This is a genomic window from Listeria monocytogenes, assembly GCF_900187225.1.
GTDB lineage: Bacteria > Bacillota > Bacilli > Lactobacillales > Listeriaceae > Listeria > Listeria monocytogenes.
On the sequence record NZ_LT906436.1, the window covers coordinates 1,065,774 to 1,084,802 of the forward strand.

Consider the following 19,029-nt stretch of genomic DNA (forward strand, 5'->3'; position numbering starts at 1 on the left):
TTGGTCAAGTTATTTTATTTTTGCCTCGGAAGCATGCTAAAATAACAATAAGAGACTTGATGAGGAGGAGACGCATATGCCATCTAAGAAGAAAAAAATTGTCGTTATCGGCAGAAGTAATCTACAAAATCTCTACATTCATACAGTTCTTTTAAAAAAAATACCAGCCGAGATTTACTTAATAGACGATCAAGCGAAAACAAGCGTACAAGATTTTGACTATGCGAGTTATTATCATGCAGATGCGACCATTCACGCAGGAACCTTCAACGAGTGTCGCAACGCTGATATAGTCGTCTTTTTTCAAGAAGAAATGTCCAATCAAATCGTTTCAAAAGAAGACAATGTCACTCTAATCAAAGAAAAAGTGAAGAAAATGATGGCAACTGGTTTCCGAGGAATTGTCTTAGTGGCAACAGCTGAGAGTAATGTCGTTGCCGCGTTAATTAAACGCTTCTCCGGTTTATCAGCAAATCAAATTATTACGCTTGGCACCATGCTTGCGACGTCTTATTTTCAAGTGGAAATTGCTAAATTATTTAAAATCAGCCCTAAAAATGTACACGGATATATTATTGGTGATAATGCAGAAGATGTCATTCCTGTATGGAGCAGGGCTTTCCTTGGTGGCAAACCAATTTTAAGTTATTTAGCCGAAGATCAAAAAAGAATCTCAGCAGAGGATTTACAAAATTTAACAAAAATGATTACTAAAATTCCGGATTTTCCTTTTGAAAATAAAGATGGTTGTACTTTCCGATTTAGCACTGTAACTGTTCTTGCTGAATTAACCGAAGTCATTTTGCGCGACGAAGCAAGAGTTATCACAGTTGGTGTTGAAGTGAAAGAAGCATACGGTTTAGAAAATCCTGTCTTCATTAGTGTCCCAGCTGTCATTGGTGCAGAAGGAGTCAGAGAACTACTTGAATTAAATCTCTCAGACGATGAACAAAAAGAATTAAAACAAATCGCCGCAAAAACCACCGAGAAATTGGAAGAATTGCAACTTAACAAAGGAGGGATTAGTTAATGGAATACAGTTATCCACTAAATCCAGACTGGACAACCGAAGAAATGACGATTGTTGTACAATTTTTAGAAGCTATTGAGCGAGCGTATGAAAAGGGCATAGATACGCTTGAGCTCAAAGAAAAATATCGAGCATTCAAACAAGTAGTCCCTGCCAAAGGAGAAGAAAAACGGATTGGCATAGACTTTGAGAAAGCCAGTGGCTATTCGGCCTATAAAGTCATGCAACTTGTAAAAAACGCAACTACTAGTAAAATAAAAATGCAACCATAATTAAGAGGAGGAATTTTTTTCATGGATATTAGTCAAATTAAAGCAGAAGTAGTAACACCAGAAACTGGAATACACGTAGGTGAAAAGGCAGCGCCCGTTAAAGTAATGTCTTTCGTTAACTTACGTTGCCCATTCTGTCGTGAGTGGAATGAAAAATCCAAAGACGTTCTCACGGAATATATTCAAGCAGGAAAAATCGAATTAATTATTAAACCATTTGATAAAGAGAAAGAATCTTTACAACGAGGAAATGTGACGCATCGTTATTTAGATTATTCAACACCAGAAAAAACACGTGAAACAATCAACAAGATTTATAGCAAGCAAGATGAGTGGGGTAGCCTTTCACTTGATGAAGTAGCTACTTATATGGAATCTGAATTAGGCTTAACAGAGCAAGACAATAAAGCTGCATCAGAAAAAATTGTCGCAGAAGCAAATGCAGCAAATGTTGTTTTTGTACCGACTATTATTGTGGGTGAACATATTTTTGATGAGCATATTAGCCCTGAAGAGTTACGTTCTCTACTTGATGATGAATTAGCTAAATAATTAAATAGAAGGAATCCAGTTGATAGAAGCAAATGTCGCAATTTGCGCTATCATCTGGATTCTTTTTTTGTGAGAAATTGAATAACTCCATGCAAACTCCATCTTTATTTTATATAATAAAAAGAACAGTAGGAGGCAAATATGGAAAAAATACTCATTGCAGAAGATGATTCAGCTATTTTAGGAGTTATTACAGCATTCTTAACCGAAGCAGGGTATCAAGTAATGACAGCTAAAAATGGAATAGAAGCATATCATCTATTTCAAAAGGAAACATTTGATTTAATTATTATGGATATTATGATGCCGAGTATGGACGGGTACACACTAACAGAACTGATTCGTTCTACTTCAACCACACCGATACTTATGATGACGGCGCTCTCCGAAGAAGATGACGAGTTGAAAGGCTTTGATCTAGGGGCGGACGACTATATACAAAAACCATTCTCTTATTTAGTATTATTAAAACGAGTGCAAGTACTTTTGAGACGAGTGAACCAAAGTGAAACAAAGAAGCAAATACTACGATGCGGAAATATTTCTGTAGATACCGAAACCTTTGAAGTGATTTCAGCTGGAGAAACAATCGAATTAACGAAAAAAGAATTTGATATTTTAGTACTCCTGATTAAAAATCAAAAGAAGGTGATTACTCGTGAAATGATATTGTCGCAAGCATGGGATTTCGCAGCTATTGTGGATACGTCCATTATCAATACGCATATGAAAAATCTACGCAAAAAACTGCACACTGAAAAAATTCAAACGATTAGAGGTGCTGGCTATAAAATGGATGAATAAAGTGAGAACCAGAATTAGTTGGAAAATCTTTTTAATATTTGTGAGTATCATTTTACTTTTTACGGCTCTAGTCTATGCCATGCTAATCTTTTTCTTACCACAATTTTATTATGATTATAAAATAAAACAAATTAATGATTATGCAAATGAAGTCGTAAAAGCAGGCGAAGCGGATGATATTGAAGGTGTGGAAAAAGCACTAAATGATTTTATGGAAAATACAAATATTTTACCAATTTTAATAGATAGTAATGGAAATATTGTTTATATACCAAATGTGAATATGGCATCCATTAAATCAGCAACATCGACTGTTGTAGACGGCACGAAAGCAGAAGGTGGTACAACTGCAACGGATTATTCAGGTGGAACAGAAACAAAAAATAAACCTATTTCTATCAATGGTCAAACCTACAATCTCACCTATACGATTAACATCCAAAAAATTAATGATATTTCGACCGTCCTATTACAATTTGCTCCTTACTTTATTTTATTTGCATTTATATTAAGTTTATTAACCGCCTACTTTTTCTCCCGCAGAATGGTGAGACCTCTTTTACGAATGAATAAAGTTGCCTCCAAAATGGCGAATTTAAACTTTACAGAAGTACTTCCGATTACATCCAAAGATGAAATTGGTCAGCTTTCGGGAAATTTAAACGAAATGGCAATTAACCTAGAAAAAACGATGCTTGAATTAAATGAAGTAAATAAAAAATTACAAAAAGAAATAGAAAAAGAGCGTCAACTCGAGGAAATGCGAAAAAGTTTTGTTACAGCTATTTCTCATGAATTAAAATCCCCTCTTGCTGCAGTAATGGGTCAAGTAGAAGCAATGCGTTATAATGTAGCTCCATATGACAATCATCCAAAATACTTACAAGAGTCATACCAGATTTTGGAAAAGATGTCTCAGATGATACAAGAAATGTTAGACGTATCCAAAGTTGATCAAACAAACTATATGATAGAGAAAACTTCTTTTTCCTTAACTGAAATGGTGGAGAAAATTATCTATAGTAAAAAAATGGTACCACATCGTCTGTCTCAAAAAGTTGTTTTTCAAGTGAAGGAAGATGTTACAGTAACAGCAAATTATGCCTTTATCGAAAAAGCAATCGAAAATATTTTTGAGAATGCTTTTAATTATTCTAAAGAAGAAACAACCATTTTAGTTGAAATTCAAAATCGGGAAAAAGGTTTCTATTTTTCTGTGCATAATAAAGCTACTAGTATTCCCGAAGAAGAATTGAACAAACTATTTGAGCCGTTCTATCGCCTTGAGAAATCAGGTAACAAAAAAACAGGTGGAAATGGTTTAGGGTTGTTTATTATTGCAAAATTTTTAGATATCCAAAGAATCCACTACAAACTTATTAATGAAAAAGACGGTGTTACTTTTCAAATATGGCAATAAAAAAACAGCAAAAAAACAGGTAGAGTCCATGTGAACTCTACCTGTTTTTTATATGCTTAATTATATTAAGAAACGGAGGTTAGAAAATGGATTTTATCAGAAGAGCCTTTATTAGTATTAATGCTAAGAAAGGGAAATCGCTTGTATTATTTACGCTATTATTAGTCATTTTCAGTTTAGTTTTTACAGGTTTTGCCATTCAGGAATCTACTAAACAAAGTGCTGAATCAGCAAGAAAACAACTTGGAGCAAACGTTACTCTACAAATGAATCAAGAGGAAATAATGAAAAAGGCGCAAAGCGGGGAAGAAATAAAGGAAGAAGATTTATCGATTCCAACCGAGGATGTAAATAAAATTAAAAAATTGCCACAGGTTGACAATTATACAATTAGCTCAGAAGGTTCCGCATCAAAAGGTGATTTAACACCAATCCCTGCTAAAAAACAAGAAGGTGGCCAAGGGGGCATGACCCAAGTTGCTGGAACAGATACAAATGGGAAAAAGGTAGAAACCCCAAGTTTTTCAGTCAAAGCAGTAAACCAAACAGCTACTTTAAACAGTTTCAAAGATAAAACAGATAAAATTATTTCTGGGAAGCCATTAACATCAGATGACAAAGAAAATACAGCGCTTATTGAAAAACAATTGGCTAAAAAAAACAATCTTAAAGTAGGCGACACCTTTCAACTGACGAATGATAAAAAGAAAAAAGTGAAGTTTGTTGTTAAAGGTATTTATCAAAGCAATCAAAAAATAGAACCTCAACTAGAATCATTTCAAATGATGCTCCCTGGAAATAAAATCTATGCCAATATAAAAGGAGCAAAAGATTTTCTTTGGAGTGGAGGCATTGAAAAAGCTGAATTTAATTTAAAAGATCCAAAAGAAATAAATTCATTTATCTCTGAAGCAAAAAAATTAACGGATGTAGATAATGGAGATATGTTCCAATTTGATGCACAAAACAGTGCTTACAAAAAAATGATTGGACCGATTGAGCGAGTGGCATCTTTTAGTAATATTATTGTGATGATTACACTTCTGGCTGGTGGCTTAATCCTTGCGCTTATCGTATTACTATCCATTCGTGAGCGTAAATTTGAAATGGGTGTGCTTTTATCACTTGGGGAAAGTAAAACAAAATTAATGAGTCAATTTTTAGTAGAAGTATTAATTATTGCAGCACTTGCTTTTTCTTTTTCTTGTGCATTGGCTAATCCAATTGGCCAAGCTATCTCTAACCAAATGCTTTCGACTGAAGTCACGAAAGAAGCAAATAAAGAGAATGAAACTTCCACACAAGAAAGCATGGCAATAGCTCTAGGTGGGGAAGAGAAAACTAAGGTTGATGCGGAGCCGATTGATAAAATAGATGTCGTGATTACAAGCAATATAATGGGGCAAGTTGGTGGGCTTGGTTTTATTTTAATATTCCTAGCAACAACGATACCGTGTTTATTTATCATTCGACTACAACCCAAAATGCTATTTACTCAGAAAGATTAAGGAGAGACTTAAATGGAAACTAATTTAGAGTTACAGGATATTACTTATCAGTACGACTCGGGAAACAAAGCTCAAATTGTTTTAAGAAACCTTTCTTATACATTTTCAGAAGGAACATTTTATACGATTTTAGGACCATCTGGTGCAGGGAAAACAACATTACTTTCCATTGCTGCCGGTATTGATAAACCAACCTCCGGGAAATTAATTATTAATAAAAAAGTATTAAACGAAACAATGAGTTTACAGAGTTATCGTAAAAGTCTAAGCTCAATTATTTTTCAAGCGTATAATTTAATTCCTTATATGACAGCTGTACAAAATGTCTATACAGCGATGGGAATACAACATAGTCAAATGAAAGATAAACGCAAAAGAGCTATTGAATTGCTAAAGGAAGTAGGGTTGACAGATAAACAAATTAACAGTCCAGTCTTAAAATTAAGTGGTGGACAACAACAGCGCGTAACCATTGCTCGCGCTTTATCAGGAAATGCGCCATTTGTTTTTGCAGATGAGCCAACCGGAAATTTGGATCATGAAACCTCGGAAAACATTATTGATTTATTTCGTGATTTAGCACATAAAAAGAATAAATGTGTCGTCATGGTCACTCATGATAACCATGTAGCTAGTCGTTCTGATGTTATTTTGAACTTAAAAGGAAAAACATTAATATAAATGAAATAAAAAAAGCGAATGTATGGGCCTAAAATTTTAGGTAATACAATCGCTTTTTGTTTATTTTTAAAAGAATTTTCTCCGCCAGAATACAATCGCAAGTGCTCCAGCAATCCCGAATGCAAAACCGAGCGTAAGCATCCAAGCCATTGGTGTATTCATAAACGGTAATTTCACGTTCATTCCGTAAAAACTAAACACCATCGTTGGAATCGTCAAGATGATGGTAAAAGAAGTAAGAAATTTCATCACGATATTCATATTGTTCGAGATAATTGAAGCATAGGCATCCATCATCCCGCTCAAAATATTCGAGTGGACTTCCGCCATTTCAATACCTTGGCGATTTTCAATAATAACATCTTCTAATAAGTCTTGATCCTCTTCGTACATTTTAACAATATTTTGACGCATCATTTTATCTAGTACGACTTTATTCGATTTAAGGGCTGTTACAAAGTAAACTAAACTTTTTTCAATCCCCATTAAATCATAAAGTTGTTTATTTTTCATAGATTCATGTAGTTCTTTTTCGATTTCGTCCGTTTGACGGTTCAAGCGTTTTAAGTGACGCAAGAAAGTAGTGGAAATCATGTATAAGATTTGCAATGCAAACCGCGTTTTCATATGTGTATAAAAGCCTTTAATACGGTTTCTAATAAAGGACTGCACGATAGAAGAATCGATTGTGCAAATTGTAATAAAATAGTCTTTTGTAATAATTATCCCCATTGGAATGGTTTCGAATGAAGCGTAATGAATATCATCTTCATCGACTACCGGAAAGTCACAAACGATTAAAACAGAATCCGAGTCGTCATCGCGTTCAATCCGGGCACTTTCATCTTTATCTAGTGGATCTTCTAAGAACTCAAGTGGAATTTCGTAGTTATCGGCAATTTTATTAATTTCTTCGGAAGTTGGAGCAACAATATTAATCCAACAATTGCGCGTCACTTCTTCTAATTCAATTAATTTGCCGTTTTCATCTGATTTGAAAATTTGATGCATGCTTTTTACCTCCTTTTTTAACAGGTAAATTTCACGCGGTTAGAGTTTCGTTCCCGTGAAAAATCACCTGTATGAATACTTCGATGTGGACCAGGGTCACTTGCTGTTTGCTGCTCCTTTTTCACGTTCCTCAACTCCTTCAAATCATAGTAATTCACAACTCTACCATTATACCTAGATTATAGTCATTTGTACATCTTTTATTGAAGCGCAGCCTTATAGAGCGGAATTAACTCATCTAGCACCATTTCAGCCTCTTTAATAAAGTCTTTAGCAGGGGACAGATGATTATCGTCAGGTAGATAAATTTTCCCAACTAAAAATTCCCCTTTTTTCACATCGCGGAAACGTTCAAGCGTTGCCTCTAGTTGGCCGTCATGCACAGGATACGTTTTTTCTTCCGTATGATCTGGGGAAATAGCAAAGTTGTCCGGTAAATCAGCCAATAATTTCTTTTCTTTCAAAAAGCGATTAGCAATTTTCAAACTTTCTTCATTTTCATAAATAAAAGCGAGCCAGATGAATAAATACTTATCAAACAATCCTACTTGGAAATGAGGATGCTTTTTATAACCACGTTTATCATGGCAAATGGCGAGCCACGTGCTATCAGGTGGGTTAACTGAACGTCTTTGGTGACGAGCAATATGTAAAAACATTTCATCGCCAAGCTTGGCACTTAAATAAGTAGTCAATTCTTCCCCAACAGCTCTGAATTTTGGTTGAATATCATTTTGAATTCCGGTCATGCGTGCTTCAAGCCCAGGAATCTGCATTGTTTTAAAATCTTTCTTACTAAATCCTTTAAAAGTCATCTGTTTTCCTCCTAATTTTGCATATATTTTCATTATACGGAAGTTAAGTTCCAAGTGAAAGAATCTTGTTCTATTCAGATAATTCATTTTTTGTGATAAAATAAACAAAAAGAGTGCGAAGAGGTGTGCATATGGACAGCGAAAAAATAGATTATTTAGCAAGGTTATGGATTATGGAGGCCGCAGCAAAGATTAAGCAATCTTTCAAAGAAACGTTAGACATTGATGTCAAATCCGGTCGCAATGATTTAGTGACGAATATGGATAAAGAAACCGAAGCTTTTTTTGTTCAACAAATTAAAGACCATTTTCCTGACCATCGTTTATTTGGTGAAGAAGGAATAGCGTCAGATGTAACAGATTTAGATGGAGTGGTTTGGATTCTTGACCCAATTGACGGGACATTGAATTTTGTTGAACAGCAACGCGACTTTGCGATTTCCCTTGCAGTTTATGAAGATGGAATAGGGCGGCTTGCTTATATTTATGACGTTACACGCGATGAGCTGTATTTTGGAGAAAAAGGAAAAGGTGCTACAGTAAACGGCAGAACTATCCCTAAACTTGACCCAGCAATAGACCTAAAAGATACGCTATTAATTGCTAATTTGAGCGTGACAAGAAAATTCCCGACCATGTGGGAAGCGGTAAAAGTTTCTAGAGGATTGCGATTACACGGAGCAGCTTCACTGGAATATATGGACGTTGCTACTGGACGAGCGGGAGCCTATCTCTCTGCTAATTTAGCACCGTGGGATATTGCTGCGGGAAAAATTATCGTAGAAGAATTAGGCGGGAAAGTGACACGGATTAATGGTGAAAAAATCAATATGTTAGAAAAAGGAAGTTCTATTGTAGCATCGCCAAAAATCCATCAAACCTTATTAGATAACTACCTGCCTTAAAGAAAGCGCTCAACATAAAAAAACTTGTTTTCAGAAAATAAAAATCGTGCCAAATCGGCTCAGCTATGCTATAATAGGTAAGTTGATTTAAACGAGACGATAGCGACGGAGGAAAATAAATCTATTTTCCTCTTTCTTTTGGCTAATCTTCACGATAAATGTTTGGATTTTTAATTTAGGAGGAAACAAGATTGAATTTAAGAAATGATATTCGTAATGTAGCAATTATTGCCCACGTTGACCATGGTAAAACAACTCTAGTAGACCAATTATTACGCCAGTCAGGCACATTCCGCGACAATGAAACAGTTGCAGAACGCGCAATGGACAACAATGATTTAGAAAGAGAACGCGGTATTACAATTTTAGCGAAAAATACAGCGATTAAGTATGAAGATACACGTGTAAACATCATGGATACACCTGGACACGCCGATTTCGGTGGAGAAGTAGAACGTATCATGAAAATGGTTGATGGTGTTCTTTTAGTAGTGGACGCGTATGAAGGTACGATGCCTCAAACACGTTTTGTACTAAAAAAAGCACTAGAACAAAACCTAACTCCAATCGTAGTAGTAAACAAAATTGACCGTGACTTTGCTCGCCCAGAAGAAGTTGTTGATGAAGTATTAGAATTATTCATCGAACTAGGCGCAAACGACGATCAATTAGAATTCCCAGTTGTTTATGCTTCTGCAATCAACGGAACTTCAAGCTATGATTCCGATCCAGCAGAACAAAAAGAAACAATGAAACCACTTTTAGACACTATTATCGAACATATTCCAGCTCCAGTTGATAATAGCGACGAACCATTACAATTCCAAGTTTCTTTACTTGATTATAATGACTATGTTGGTCGTATTGGTATTGGCCGCGTTTTCCGCGGAACAATGCACGTGGGACAAACAGTTGCTTTAATTAAACTTGATGGCACAGTAAAACAATTCCGCGTAACGAAAATGTTCGGTTTCTTCGGACTAAAACGTGACGAAATTAAAGAAGCAAAAGCTGGTGATTTAGTAGCATTAGCAGGTATGGAAGACATCTTCGTTGGTGAAACAGTAACACCATTTGACCACCAAGAAGCACTTCCGTTATTACGTATTGATGAGCCAACCTTGCAAATGACTTTCGTAACAAATAACAGTCCTTTCGCTGGTCGTGAAGGTAAACACGTAACAAGCCGTAAAATTGAAGAACGTTTACTTGCAGAGCTTCAAACGGACGTATCTTTACGCGTAGAGCCAACAGCTTCCCCTGACGCTTGGGTAGTTTCTGGTCGTGGTGAGCTTCATTTATCCATTTTGATCGAAACAATGCGTCGCGAAGGTTATGAATTACAAGTTTCTAAACCAGAAGTAATCATCCGTGAAATTGATGGCGTGAAATGTGAACCAGTAGAAGATGTTCAAATTGATACTCCAGAAGAATTCATGGGTTCCGTTATTGAATCTATCAGCCAACGTAAAGGCGAAATGAAAAACATGATTAACGATGGCAACGGACAAGTTCGTTTACAATTCATGGTTCCAGCTCGTGGCTTAATCGGTTATACAACTGATTTCCTTTCAATGACTCGTGGTTATGGTATTATCAACCACACATTCGATAGCTACCAACCAATCCAAAAAGGACGCGTTGGTGGACGTAGCCGTGGTGTTCTTGTATCCATGGAAACTGGTAAATCTACTACTTACGGAACAATGCAAGTAGAAGACCGTGGTACTATTTTCATCGAACCAGGTACGGATATTTACGAAGGTATGATCGTTGGGGAAAACAATCGTGAAGGCGATATCGCTGTAAACATTGTAAAAGCAAAACAAATGACTAACATTCGTTCTGCTAACAAAGACCAAACAAACGTAATCAAAAAACCTCGTCACTTATCACTAGAAGAATCATTAGAATTCCTAAACGAAGATGAGTACTGTGAAGTAACTCCAGAATCCATCCGTTTACGTAAAAAAATTCTAAACAAAAACGAACGTGAAAAAGCAGCAAAACGTTCAAAAACTGCTGAATAATTAACGAACAAAAGACCAAATAATTTTTAAGTATATCGCTTAAAAATTATTTGGTCTTTTTATGCATTATTTTATGTGAAAAAGGGAATAAAAATAATGAATTTGTAACACTATTGTAATATGAAGCGCAATTTGGTATATTATATGTAAGCAGAAAAGGTGGTTAGGAATATGAAAAAATGGATGGTTATTATATCAATCATTAGTTTAGTTGCACTATTAGGTGCTTGTGGCAATAATGATAATGAAAAAGATCAAGAAGATAAATCAACAACAGATTCAACAACTAAAAAAGCAAAATCTTCATCAAACGAATCAAATAAAGCGGCGGAAACAAAAGAAAATGATACCAATGATAAAGCAGCTACCACTGATAAGGGAAGTTCAAATCCTACTAAAGAAGAAAAAGATACGTCTACAACAACAGATACACCAAAAAAAGAAACACCAAAAAGCCCCGCGAAAACAGAAGCATTTTCTTTTTCACCTTCTGGATTCAAAGTATCTACAGTTGAATCTATTCTTGGTGGAGATGTAACAACGACGTATTTATCTAGCTCTAAATCATTCCAAAAGGATTTTGAAGCTTTAACACTTTTTATCAATCAATATAAAGTAGAACATGTCATTAATCCAACAAAAGAAGTAAGTGCGAGTAACCCAGAAAGTTATTTAGCAAACAAGAATGGTTATGTTATTACACTTGATATCTCCATTAAAAATAATTCGAAAAAAGATAAGATGTATAAAGCAGATCAAATTAGTTTGCTTGGAGCAAGTAAATCTGTCGGCGGGAGTTTAGATAACTTTATCCCTTCTGGTTTTCATCTTATAGGAAGTTCATCGGATCCATATAATTTTACAGCAGGTAAAACTGCTAGAGGGCTTTTAACTTTCACGATGGATGAAGCAACTTATAATGATTTAGCAAAAGATTCGCAAATAGGCGTACCAGATCCAAGTAGATTTGACTCTAGTAGCACTAAAGGAAGTAGTCAAGATAACGTTGTTGCACCGTTTCCAATTAAATAAAAAAGTACGAAGAGATTTGAAAATCTCTTCGTACTTTTTTATTCTGATATGGTTTCTTTATTATGTTCTAACATATTTTTTAACTCACTATTCGAAATCACTACTGGTTTATGAAAATTGAAATGGCCAGAATTAACGCGACTGATAGTGTTAATAGCTACTCGATGTTCACATTCAGGACATAGATACATTCTAATAGGTTTATTACGTAATTGTTTTGTTTTAAATTCGCGATTGTCTAGCTCATCTACACGTTCGCATAAGATACATTTTGCGTTCAATTTGTCTTCACCTCACACAAGTATTATAGCATGATTATTGAAAAAGGCGAGTAAAAGTGAATTTTTCAAAAATTTTAATTAGATCGTGCTTGCGTGGCAAATAAATTATGCTATACTAGTACTATCTAGTATTAACTTTTACTTAAGGTTTTTCCTTGAGATGAAAATAAAGCGCTATTTTTGGCGTATGATAGGGGGTTCTGTGATGGCAAATAAAAAGATAGATCACAGAGAAGAGGCAGTGGAGCTTTTAAAACAAGACGCAAAACGAATCTTACAGTTGATTAAAGTCCAAATGGATAATCTAACATTACCGCAATGTCCAGCATATGAGGAAGTTCTTGATACACAAATGTATGGTTTATCACGTGAAATTAACTTTGCAACCCGCCTAGGACTAATTGAACCAGAAGAAGGCAAGAAACTAATGTCTACACTGGAAAAAGAATTGTCCACTTTACATGAACTGTCCATGAGTAAAAAATAATGAATCAAATGAAAAGATGTCTGATTTTTTCTGGCATCTTTTTTTGTTTGGTAGTGAAAAGGCTAAAAAATGAGCCAAAAGAAGGAGGCGATTCTTCTTTTCATTTGGAGGTCTTTTCCTTTATAATAGGAAGAATAGAAAACAAGATGGGATAGTAACTTCTCAGGGATTGGACGATGCCGATGTTTAAACGAATTTTAAAATCTTATGATTATGCATTTATTGCGGTATTTATCGTGCTATGTTTATTTGGGCTTATTATGATTTATAGTGCCAGCTGGTCTTTAGCAATTGGCAAAGGCTTACCGGCAGATTATTTTTATGCTCGTCAAGTAAAGAACTTTATAATTAGTTTTATTTTCTTTATTCTTTTTGCTCTTTTGCCATTTAAATTTTATCAAAATAATAAGGTGTTAATGTTAATTGTATTTGGGTCTATCGGTGTTTTATTACTGATTTTCTTAGTTGGTAAAACTGTAAATAATGCGAATAGCTGGCTCGTTTTAGGGCCACGCTCACTTCAACCAGGCGAATTTGCTAAATTAGCAGTTATTATTTATATGTCGGCTATCTATGCGAAAAAACAAAGCTATATCGATGATTTCAACCGCGGTGTTTTACCGCCCATATTCTTTTTAGCATTTGTATGTTTCTTAATTGCCATCCAACCAGATACTGGGACAGCTTTTATTATTTTCTTAGTTGGTTGTTGTATTATCATCACTTCTGGAATGCGACTTCGAACGATTATGAAATTAATTGGGATTGGTATGGGTATTATTATTGGACTCACGCTCATCTTATTCGCACTACCTGATAGTGTGAGGAACGAAATTGTTTCTCCAACAAAAGTTGCTCGTATTACAACTTTTATGAATCCTTTTGAATATGCGGATAAGGAAGGACACCAGCTAATTAATTCCTTCTATGCAATAGGTTCAGGTGGCGTTTCTGGGCAAGGGCTTGGCGAGAGCGTTCAAAAACTTGGTTACTTACCAGAAGCACATACCGATTTTATTATTGCCGTTGTTGCAGAAGAATTAGGTGTGTTTGGTGTTATGTTTATTATTTTGGCACTATTCTTCATTATCTTTAAGACTATCACCACCGGACTCAGGGCGAAGGACCCATTTGCCTCATTAATGTGCTATGGGATCGCTAGTCTGATTGCAATTCAAGCATTTATTAATCTTGGCGGAGCTAGTGGGCTGATTCCGCTTACTGGTGTAACACTGCCATTTATTAGTTATGGCGGCTCTTCCTTAATGGTGCTGTCGATGATGCTGGGTATCGTAGCGAATATCTCAATGTTTACTAAATACCAACGTGTTTATAAAGCAGATGGTTCCACGAAAGAGTTACCAAAGAAACAAAAAAGACGTTAAATTATGTAGAAAAAGCTAAATAATTAGCTTTTTCTTTTTTTACGATACCGCATGTTTTTGGCGTTTTATAGCCAGTTTATTCGTGTTTTCGATATTGTTTTAAATATTTAGAAAGAAAATAATTTACATCTGATGGTATTTAATACTATAATTGAAGTTATATACCGTTTTACAGCCTAAAAAAAGGGGATTATCATATAAGTGTACATAATCATTTCAACCGTTGGAGGCTACGTATAAAGTATAGAACAGATCAGTGTTGGTTAGGAGGAAAAAAATGAATCGAATTAAAAAAGTATTAGTAGCAAACCGCGGAGAAATTGCTATCCGTGTTATGCGTGCGTGTACTGAACTCAAAATCAAAACAGTGGCTATTTATTCACAAGAAGATACTGGAAGTTTTCACCGGTATAAATCAGATGAAGCTTATCTGGTTGGAGCAGGGAAAAAGCCTATTGATGCGTATCTAGATATCGAAAACATAATAGAGATTGCTAAAGAATCTGGTGCAGACGCGATTCATCCGGGATATGGTTTCTTGTCCGAAAACATTGAATTTGCTCGTCGTTGTGAGCAAGAAGGCATTATTTTCGTTGGTCCTAAATCAAAACACCTAGATATGTTTGGTGACAAAATTAAAGCAAAAGAACAAGCCCTATTAGCTGATATTCCAGTAATTCCGGGAAGTAATGGACCCGTGGCTGGTATTAAAGAAGTAGAAGAATTTGGTGAGAAAAACGGTTATCCATTAATGATTAAAGCTTCCCTTGGAGGCGGCGGTCGTGGTATGCGTGTCGTAGAATCAAAAGAACATGTCAAAGAAAGCTTTGAACGCGCATCTTCAGAAGCAAAAGCAGCATTCGGAAATGATGAAGTATATGTAGAAAAATGTGTGATGAATCCAAAACATATTGAAGTACAAATTCTTGGTGACACCCATGGCAACATCGTTCATTTATTCGAACGTGATTGTTCAATCCAACGACGTCATCAAAAAGTAGTAGAAGTAGCTCCGTGTAACGCGATTACTTCTGAACTACGTAACCGAATCTGTGATGCTGCAGTAAAACTAATGAAAAATGTTGATTATATTAATGCTGGAACGGTTGAATTTTTAGTTGAAGGTGACGATTTCTACTTTATCGAAGTAAATCCTCGTGTCCAAGTGGAGCATACAATTACAGAAATGATTACTGGGATTGATATCGTTCAATCACAATTATTCATTGCAGATGGTTATGCGCTTCACGACCAACTAGTAGCTATTCCTAAGCAAGAGGATATCCATATTCACGGTTCTGCTATTCAAAGCCGTATTACAACGGAAGATCCACTTAATAACTTTATGCCAGATACTGGTCGAGTAGATACGTATCGTTCCACAGGTGGTTTTGGTGTTCGGTTGGATGCTGGTAACGGCTTCCAAGGAACAGTAGTAACACCATTTTATGATTCATTACTAGTAAAATTATGTACTTGGGGAATGACATTTGAGCAAGCAACGCGCAAAATGCGTCGTAACCTGATCGAATTCCGTATCCGCGGTGTCAAAACGAACATTCCTTTCTTATTGAATGTAGTTCGTCATCCAGATTTTGCGAGTGGTAATTACAATACAAGCTTTATCGATACAACTCCGGAACTATTTAAATTCCCACATATTCGCGACCGTGGTACGAAAACGTTGCGTTATATTGGTAATGTAACTGTTAATGGTTTCCCAGGAATTAAGCACCGTGATAAACCTGTTTATGCAGAACCACGTTTGCCAAAAATTCCTTATGGTTCGCAAATCTCTCCAGGAACAAAACAAATTTTGGATGCAAAAGGTCCAGAAGGCGTTGTCGACTGGGTGAAAAAACAAGAAGAAGTACTTTTGACAGATACTACGCTTCGAGATGCACATCAATCTCTACTTGCGACACGTGTTCGTTCAAAAGATATTTTTCAAGTGGCAGACGCAATGGCACATTTATTACCAAATATGTTCTCATTTGAAATGTGGGGAGGGGCGACTTTTGACGTGGCATATCGTTTCCTAAATGAAGATCCATGGGTGCGCCTAGAAACACTTAGAAAACAAATTCCAAATGTGATGTTCCAAATGTTACTTCGCGGAGCTAATGCAGTTGGGTATAAAAACTACCCTGACAATGTTATCCGTGAATTCGTTAAGCAATCAGCACAATCCGGTGTCGATGTATTCCGCGTGTTTGACAGCTTAAACTGGATCAAAGGCATGGAAGTGTCCATTGATGCTGTTCGTGAAGCAGGGAAGGTCGTAGAGGCTGCTATCTGCTATACAGGAGATATCGATGATGACACAAGAACGAAATATACGATTGATTACTATAAAGATATGGCGAAAGAGCTCGTTGCTCAAGGTACGCATATTTTAGGCATTAAAGATATGGCTGGACTTTTAAAACCACAAGCAGCTTACCGTTTAATTGGTGAATTAAAAGATACCGTAGATGTTCCGATTCACCTTCATACACATGACACAAGCGGTAATGGTATTTATACGTATGCAGCGGCAGTCAGTGCAGGCGTTGACATTGTTGACGTAGCATCAAGTGCAATGAGTGGAGCGACAAGCCAACCAAGCATGACAGGCCTTTATTACGGATTAGTTAATGGTAACCGTCAAACGAACTTAGACGCTCAAAATTCCCAAATCATCAATCATTACTGGGAAGATGTTCGTCACTATTATAAAGACTTTGACAATGCGCTTAACTCTCCGCAAACAGAAGTATATATTCATGAAATGCCAGGTGGTCAATATACTAACCTTCAACAACAAGCCATTGCAGTTGGACTTGGCGATCGTTGGGACGAAGTGAAAGAAATGTATACAGTGGTTAATCAAATGTTTGGTGATATCGTTAAAGTAACACCTTCTTCCAAAGTTGTTGGAGACTTGGCGCTATTCATGGTTCAAAATGAATTATCCGAAGAAGATGTATATGAAAAAGGCGATACCATTGATTTCCCAGATTCCGTTATCGAATTCTTTATGGGGGAAATTGGTCAACCATACGGCGGCTTCCCAGAAAAACTTCAAAAACTAGTACTCAAAGGACGTACACCACTTACAGATCGTCCAGGCGCTTTAATGGAGCCAGTTAACTTTGTTGATGTCAAAGCAGAATTAAAAGAAAAAATGGGTTATGAACCAACTGAAAAAGATGTCATTTCCTATATTTTATATCCAAAAGTGTTCCTAGATTATCAAGATATGATTAACAAATATGGTGATGTAACAGTCCTTGATACACCGACATTCTATAAAGGAATGCGTTTAGGGGAAACAATCGAAGTAGAACTTGAAAAAGGAAAAATCCTTTTAATCAAGCTAAATTCCATTGGTGAACCAATTGCGGATGGCACACGTGTTATCTATTTTGAATTAAATGGACAACCACGTGAGATTAACATCCAAGATATGAACGTTCAATCCACTGTTATTGCACGCCGTAAGATTGATACAACTAACCCTGAACATGTTGGAGCGACAATGACAGGTTCAGTCATTCAAGTTGTTGTGAAAAAAGGCGACTCTGTGAAAAAAGGAGATCCACTACTAATCACAGAAGCAATGAAAATGGAAACAACGATTCAAGCGCCTTTTGATGGAGAAGTTAGCAGCATTTATGTTTCTGACGGCGATACTATCGAATCTGGTGATCTATTAATTGAAGTAAACAGAATTTAAAAACATAAATGACTAACGGGTGGGAATATGACGCTAATTTAAAGTGAAGAACTTTAAAAATCGATAAGTTAAACGTGTTATATAGACGTTTTTCCAGATTTATTAGCGTTAGATTTCCCGCCTGTTTTTTCTGAAAAAGGAGAACATACATATGAAATGGTTTAAAGGAATTGCCGTAGTTTTATTGCTTGCTATTTTAACTGCATGCGGGAATACGGAAGTAAAAGAGACAACGAAGCAAACAGAAGAAATCAAAGTGAAAGATGCAACTGGTGAAACAATTACACTGAAAAAAGCTCCAACTAAAATTGTTTCATTAATTCCAAGTAATACTGAAATTTTATTTGCACTAGGACTTGGTGATGAAGTAAAAGGAGTATCGGCATATGATGATTATCCAAAAGAAGCTCAGAAAATAGAGAAAGTGACTTCTACTTCAGTTGATACAGAAAAAATTATTGCTCTTAAGCCTGATTTAGTTCTTGGACACGAATCGATGCTTGCAACAGAAAAGGACGCTTATAAAATGCTTACAGATGCGGGAATTAACGTATTTGTAGTTCCAGACGCAACAAACTTAAAGGAAGTAGAAAAATCGATTGCTACCATTGGTGATCTAACAGGAACGGAAAAAGAAGCTACAAAAGTGACCGATTCAATGGAGAAACAAAAAGTAGCTATTGAAAAGAAAGCGAAAGAATTAAAAACATCACCAAAAGTATGGATTGAAATTAGTCCAGACTTATACACAGCAGGAAAAGGAACATTTATGAATGAAATGCTAGAGCTTGCTGGAGGAACTAATATCGTAACAGAATCAGGTTTCATTCCTTACAATGAAGAAAAAGTAGTAGAACTGCAACCGGATATCATTTTATCTGTCTATCCTGATGCCAAATCAACTATCCAAAAACGTGCAGCATGGAAAGATATTCCAGCGATAAAAAACGATAAAATCTATGAAATGGATGCCAATAAATTAAGTCGTCCAGGACCAAGATTGCTTGAAGGGGCAGCAGATATTCAGGCTGTTCTTGAAAAGAATAACTAATATTTAGAGCATAAAAAGCAGATTCCGCTTTACAAAAATTCACTTTT

The 19,029-nt window shown here is 35.9% G+C and carries 17 protein-coding genes; 14 read left to right on the plus strand and 3 right to left on the minus strand.

Annotated elements, in window-relative coordinates:
- Positions 1-76: 76 nt before the first annotated feature.
- The 7 genes from CKV70_RS05440 to CKV70_RS05470 all read left to right on the plus strand — a co-directional run bounded on the left by CKV70_RS05440 (position 77) and on the right by CKV70_RS05470 (position 6,267).
- Complete coding sequence (locus CKV70_RS05440) at positions 77-1,030, plus strand: Rossmann-fold NAD(P)-binding domain-containing protein (protein ID WP_014600713.1); 954 nt, start codon at positions 77-79, stop codon at positions 1,028-1,030.
- Positions 1,030-1,302, plus strand: a complete 273-nt coding sequence (locus CKV70_RS05445; RefSeq protein ID WP_003722685.1) for a UPF0223 family protein — start codon at positions 1,030-1,032, stop codon at positions 1,300-1,302. The genes CKV70_RS05440 and CKV70_RS05445 overlap by 1 nt, the downstream gene beginning before the upstream one ends.
- Before the next feature lie 21 nt (positions 1,303-1,323).
- Positions 1,324-1,854, plus strand: a complete 531-nt coding sequence (locus tag CKV70_RS05450; RefSeq protein WP_014600714.1) for a DsbA family protein — start codon at positions 1,324-1,326, stop codon at positions 1,852-1,854.
- A 141-nt stretch (positions 1,855-1,995) separates the two neighbouring features.
- On the plus strand, positions 1,996-2,658 hold the full coding sequence (locus tag CKV70_RS05455) for a response regulator transcription factor (RefSeq protein ID WP_003722687.1): 663 nt from the start codon (positions 1,996-1,998) through the stop codon (positions 2,656-2,658).
- Positions 2,633-4,078, plus strand: coding sequence for a HAMP domain-containing sensor histidine kinase (locus tag CKV70_RS05460; protein WP_003734007.1), 1,446 nt, complete (start codon positions 2,633-2,635; stop codon positions 4,076-4,078). Before CKV70_RS05455 ends, CKV70_RS05460 begins: the two co-directional genes overlap by 26 nt.
- Positions 4,079-4,164: 86 nt before the next feature.
- The gene (locus tag CKV70_RS05465; RefSeq protein ID WP_003722689.1) at positions 4,165-5,586 is read left to right on the plus strand and encodes an ABC transporter permease; all 1,422 of its coding nucleotides are present in this window, start codon (positions 4,165-4,167) and stop codon (positions 5,584-5,586) included.
- Positions 5,587-5,598: 12 nt separating this feature from the next.
- Complete coding sequence (locus CKV70_RS05470; protein WP_014600715.1) at positions 5,599-6,267, plus strand: ABC transporter ATP-binding protein; 669 nt, start codon at positions 5,599-5,601, stop codon at positions 6,265-6,267.
- A gap of 66 nt (positions 6,268-6,333) precedes the next feature.
- On the opposite strand, the gene CKV70_RS05480 is transcribed toward CKV70_RS05470, so the two are convergent.
- Together CKV70_RS05480 and CKV70_RS05485 are read right to left on the minus strand one after the other, a co-directional pair.
- On the minus strand, positions 6,334-7,278 hold the full coding sequence (locus CKV70_RS05480; protein WP_003722692.1) for a magnesium transporter CorA family protein: 945 nt from the start codon (positions 7,276-7,278) through the stop codon (positions 6,334-6,336).
- Between the two features lie 200 nt (positions 7,279-7,478).
- Positions 7,479-8,093, minus strand: a complete 615-nt coding sequence (locus CKV70_RS05485) for a YktB family protein (protein ID WP_003722693.1) — start codon at positions 8,091-8,093, stop codon at positions 7,479-7,481.
- A gap of 131 nt (positions 8,094-8,224) precedes the next feature.
- On the opposite strand from CKV70_RS05485, the gene CKV70_RS05490 reads away from it, so the two are divergent.
- The 3 genes from CKV70_RS05490 to CKV70_RS05500 all read left to right on the plus strand — a co-directional run bounded on the left by CKV70_RS05490 (position 8,225) and on the right by CKV70_RS05500 (position 12,060).
- Positions 8,225-8,998: an inositol monophosphatase family protein gene (locus CKV70_RS05490; RefSeq protein ID WP_014600716.1), complete on the plus strand. Its 774-nt coding sequence runs from the start codon at positions 8,225-8,227 to the stop codon at positions 8,996-8,998.
- A 191-nt stretch (positions 8,999-9,189) separates the two neighbouring features.
- Entirely contained in the window at positions 9,190-11,028 is a 1,839-nt protein-coding gene (gene typA / locus CKV70_RS05495) for a translational GTPase TypA (RefSeq protein WP_003722695.1), read from the plus strand.
- A 171-nt stretch (positions 11,029-11,199) separates the two neighbouring features.
- A complete protein-coding gene (locus CKV70_RS05500; RefSeq protein ID WP_003732696.1) occupies positions 11,200-12,060 on the plus strand; it encodes a DUF5068 domain-containing protein in 861 nt (286 codons plus the stop codon).
- A 38-nt stretch (positions 12,061-12,098) separates the two neighbouring features.
- Here the strand turns inward: CKV70_RS05500 and CKV70_RS05505 are convergent, their stop codons facing one another.
- Complete coding sequence (locus CKV70_RS05505) at positions 12,099-12,341, minus strand: YlaI family protein (protein ID WP_003732697.1); 243 nt, start codon at positions 12,339-12,341, stop codon at positions 12,099-12,101.
- A gap of 205 nt (positions 12,342-12,546) precedes the next feature.
- Between CKV70_RS05505 and CKV70_RS05510 the strand changes: the two genes are divergently transcribed.
- The 4 genes from CKV70_RS05510 to CKV70_RS05525 all read left to right on the plus strand — a co-directional run bounded on the left by CKV70_RS05510 (position 12,547) and on the right by CKV70_RS05525 (position 18,982).
- Positions 12,547-12,828, plus strand: a complete 282-nt coding sequence (locus tag CKV70_RS05510) for an Fpa/YlaN family protein (protein WP_003725573.1) — start codon at positions 12,547-12,549, stop codon at positions 12,826-12,828.
- Between the two features lie 182 nt (positions 12,829-13,010).
- A complete protein-coding gene (locus CKV70_RS05515; protein WP_003732700.1) occupies positions 13,011-14,213 on the plus strand; it encodes an FtsW/RodA/SpoVE family cell cycle protein in 1,203 nt (400 codons plus the stop codon).
- Between the two features lie 277 nt (positions 14,214-14,490).
- On the plus strand, positions 14,491-17,931 hold the full coding sequence (locus tag CKV70_RS05520; protein ID WP_003722699.1) for a pyruvate carboxylase: 3,441 nt from the start codon (positions 14,491-14,493) through the stop codon (positions 17,929-17,931).
- Positions 17,932-18,082: 151 nt separating this feature from the next.
- Positions 18,083-18,982, plus strand: coding sequence for an ABC transporter substrate-binding protein (locus CKV70_RS05525; protein ID WP_014600718.1), 900 nt, complete (start codon positions 18,083-18,085; stop codon positions 18,980-18,982).
- Positions 18,983-19,029 lie beyond the last annotated feature (47 nt).

What these genes read in the sequence shown, in the direction of transcription:
- CKV70_RS05510 (WP_003725573.1), top strand. Translation starts at nt 12,547, where the DNA reads ATGGCAAATAAAAAGATAGATCACAGAGAAGAGGCAGTGGAGCTTTTA.
- CKV70_RS05515 (WP_003732700.1), top strand. Translation starts at nt 13,011, where the DNA reads ATGTTTAAACGAATTTTAAAATCTTATGATTATGCATTTATTGCGGTA.
- CKV70_RS05480 (WP_003722692.1), bottom strand. Translation starts at nt 7,278, where the DNA reads ATGCATCAAATTTTCAAATCAGATGAAAACGGCAAATTAATTGAATTA.
- CKV70_RS05525 (WP_014600718.1), top strand. Translation starts at nt 18,083, where the DNA reads ATGAAATGGTTTAAAGGAATTGCCGTAGTTTTATTGCTTGCTATTTTA.
- CKV70_RS05440 (WP_014600713.1), top strand. Translation starts at nt 77, where the DNA reads ATGCCATCTAAGAAGAAAAAAATTGTCGTTATCGGCAGAAGTAATCTA.
- CKV70_RS05485 (WP_003722693.1), bottom strand. Translation starts at nt 8,093, where the DNA reads ATGACTTTTAAAGGATTTAGTAAGAAAGATTTTAAAACAATGCAGATT.
- CKV70_RS05490 (WP_014600716.1), top strand. Translation starts at nt 8,225, where the DNA reads ATGGACAGCGAAAAAATAGATTATTTAGCAAGGTTATGGATTATGGAG.
- CKV70_RS05445 (WP_003722685.1), top strand. Translation starts at nt 1,030, where the DNA reads ATGGAATACAGTTATCCACTAAATCCAGACTGGACAACCGAAGAAATG.
- CKV70_RS05450 (WP_014600714.1), top strand. Translation starts at nt 1,324, where the DNA reads ATGGATATTAGTCAAATTAAAGCAGAAGTAGTAACACCAGAAACTGGA.
- CKV70_RS05520 (WP_003722699.1), top strand. Translation starts at nt 14,491, where the DNA reads ATGAATCGAATTAAAAAAGTATTAGTAGCAAACCGCGGAGAAATTGCT.
- CKV70_RS05465 (WP_003722689.1), top strand. Translation starts at nt 4,165, where the DNA reads ATGGATTTTATCAGAAGAGCCTTTATTAGTATTAATGCTAAGAAAGGG.
- CKV70_RS05470 (WP_014600715.1), top strand. Translation starts at nt 5,599, where the DNA reads ATGGAAACTAATTTAGAGTTACAGGATATTACTTATCAGTACGACTCG.
- CKV70_RS05500 (WP_003732696.1), top strand. Translation starts at nt 11,200, where the DNA reads ATGAAAAAATGGATGGTTATTATATCAATCATTAGTTTAGTTGCACTA.
- CKV70_RS05455 (WP_003722687.1), top strand. Translation starts at nt 1,996, where the DNA reads ATGGAAAAAATACTCATTGCAGAAGATGATTCAGCTATTTTAGGAGTT.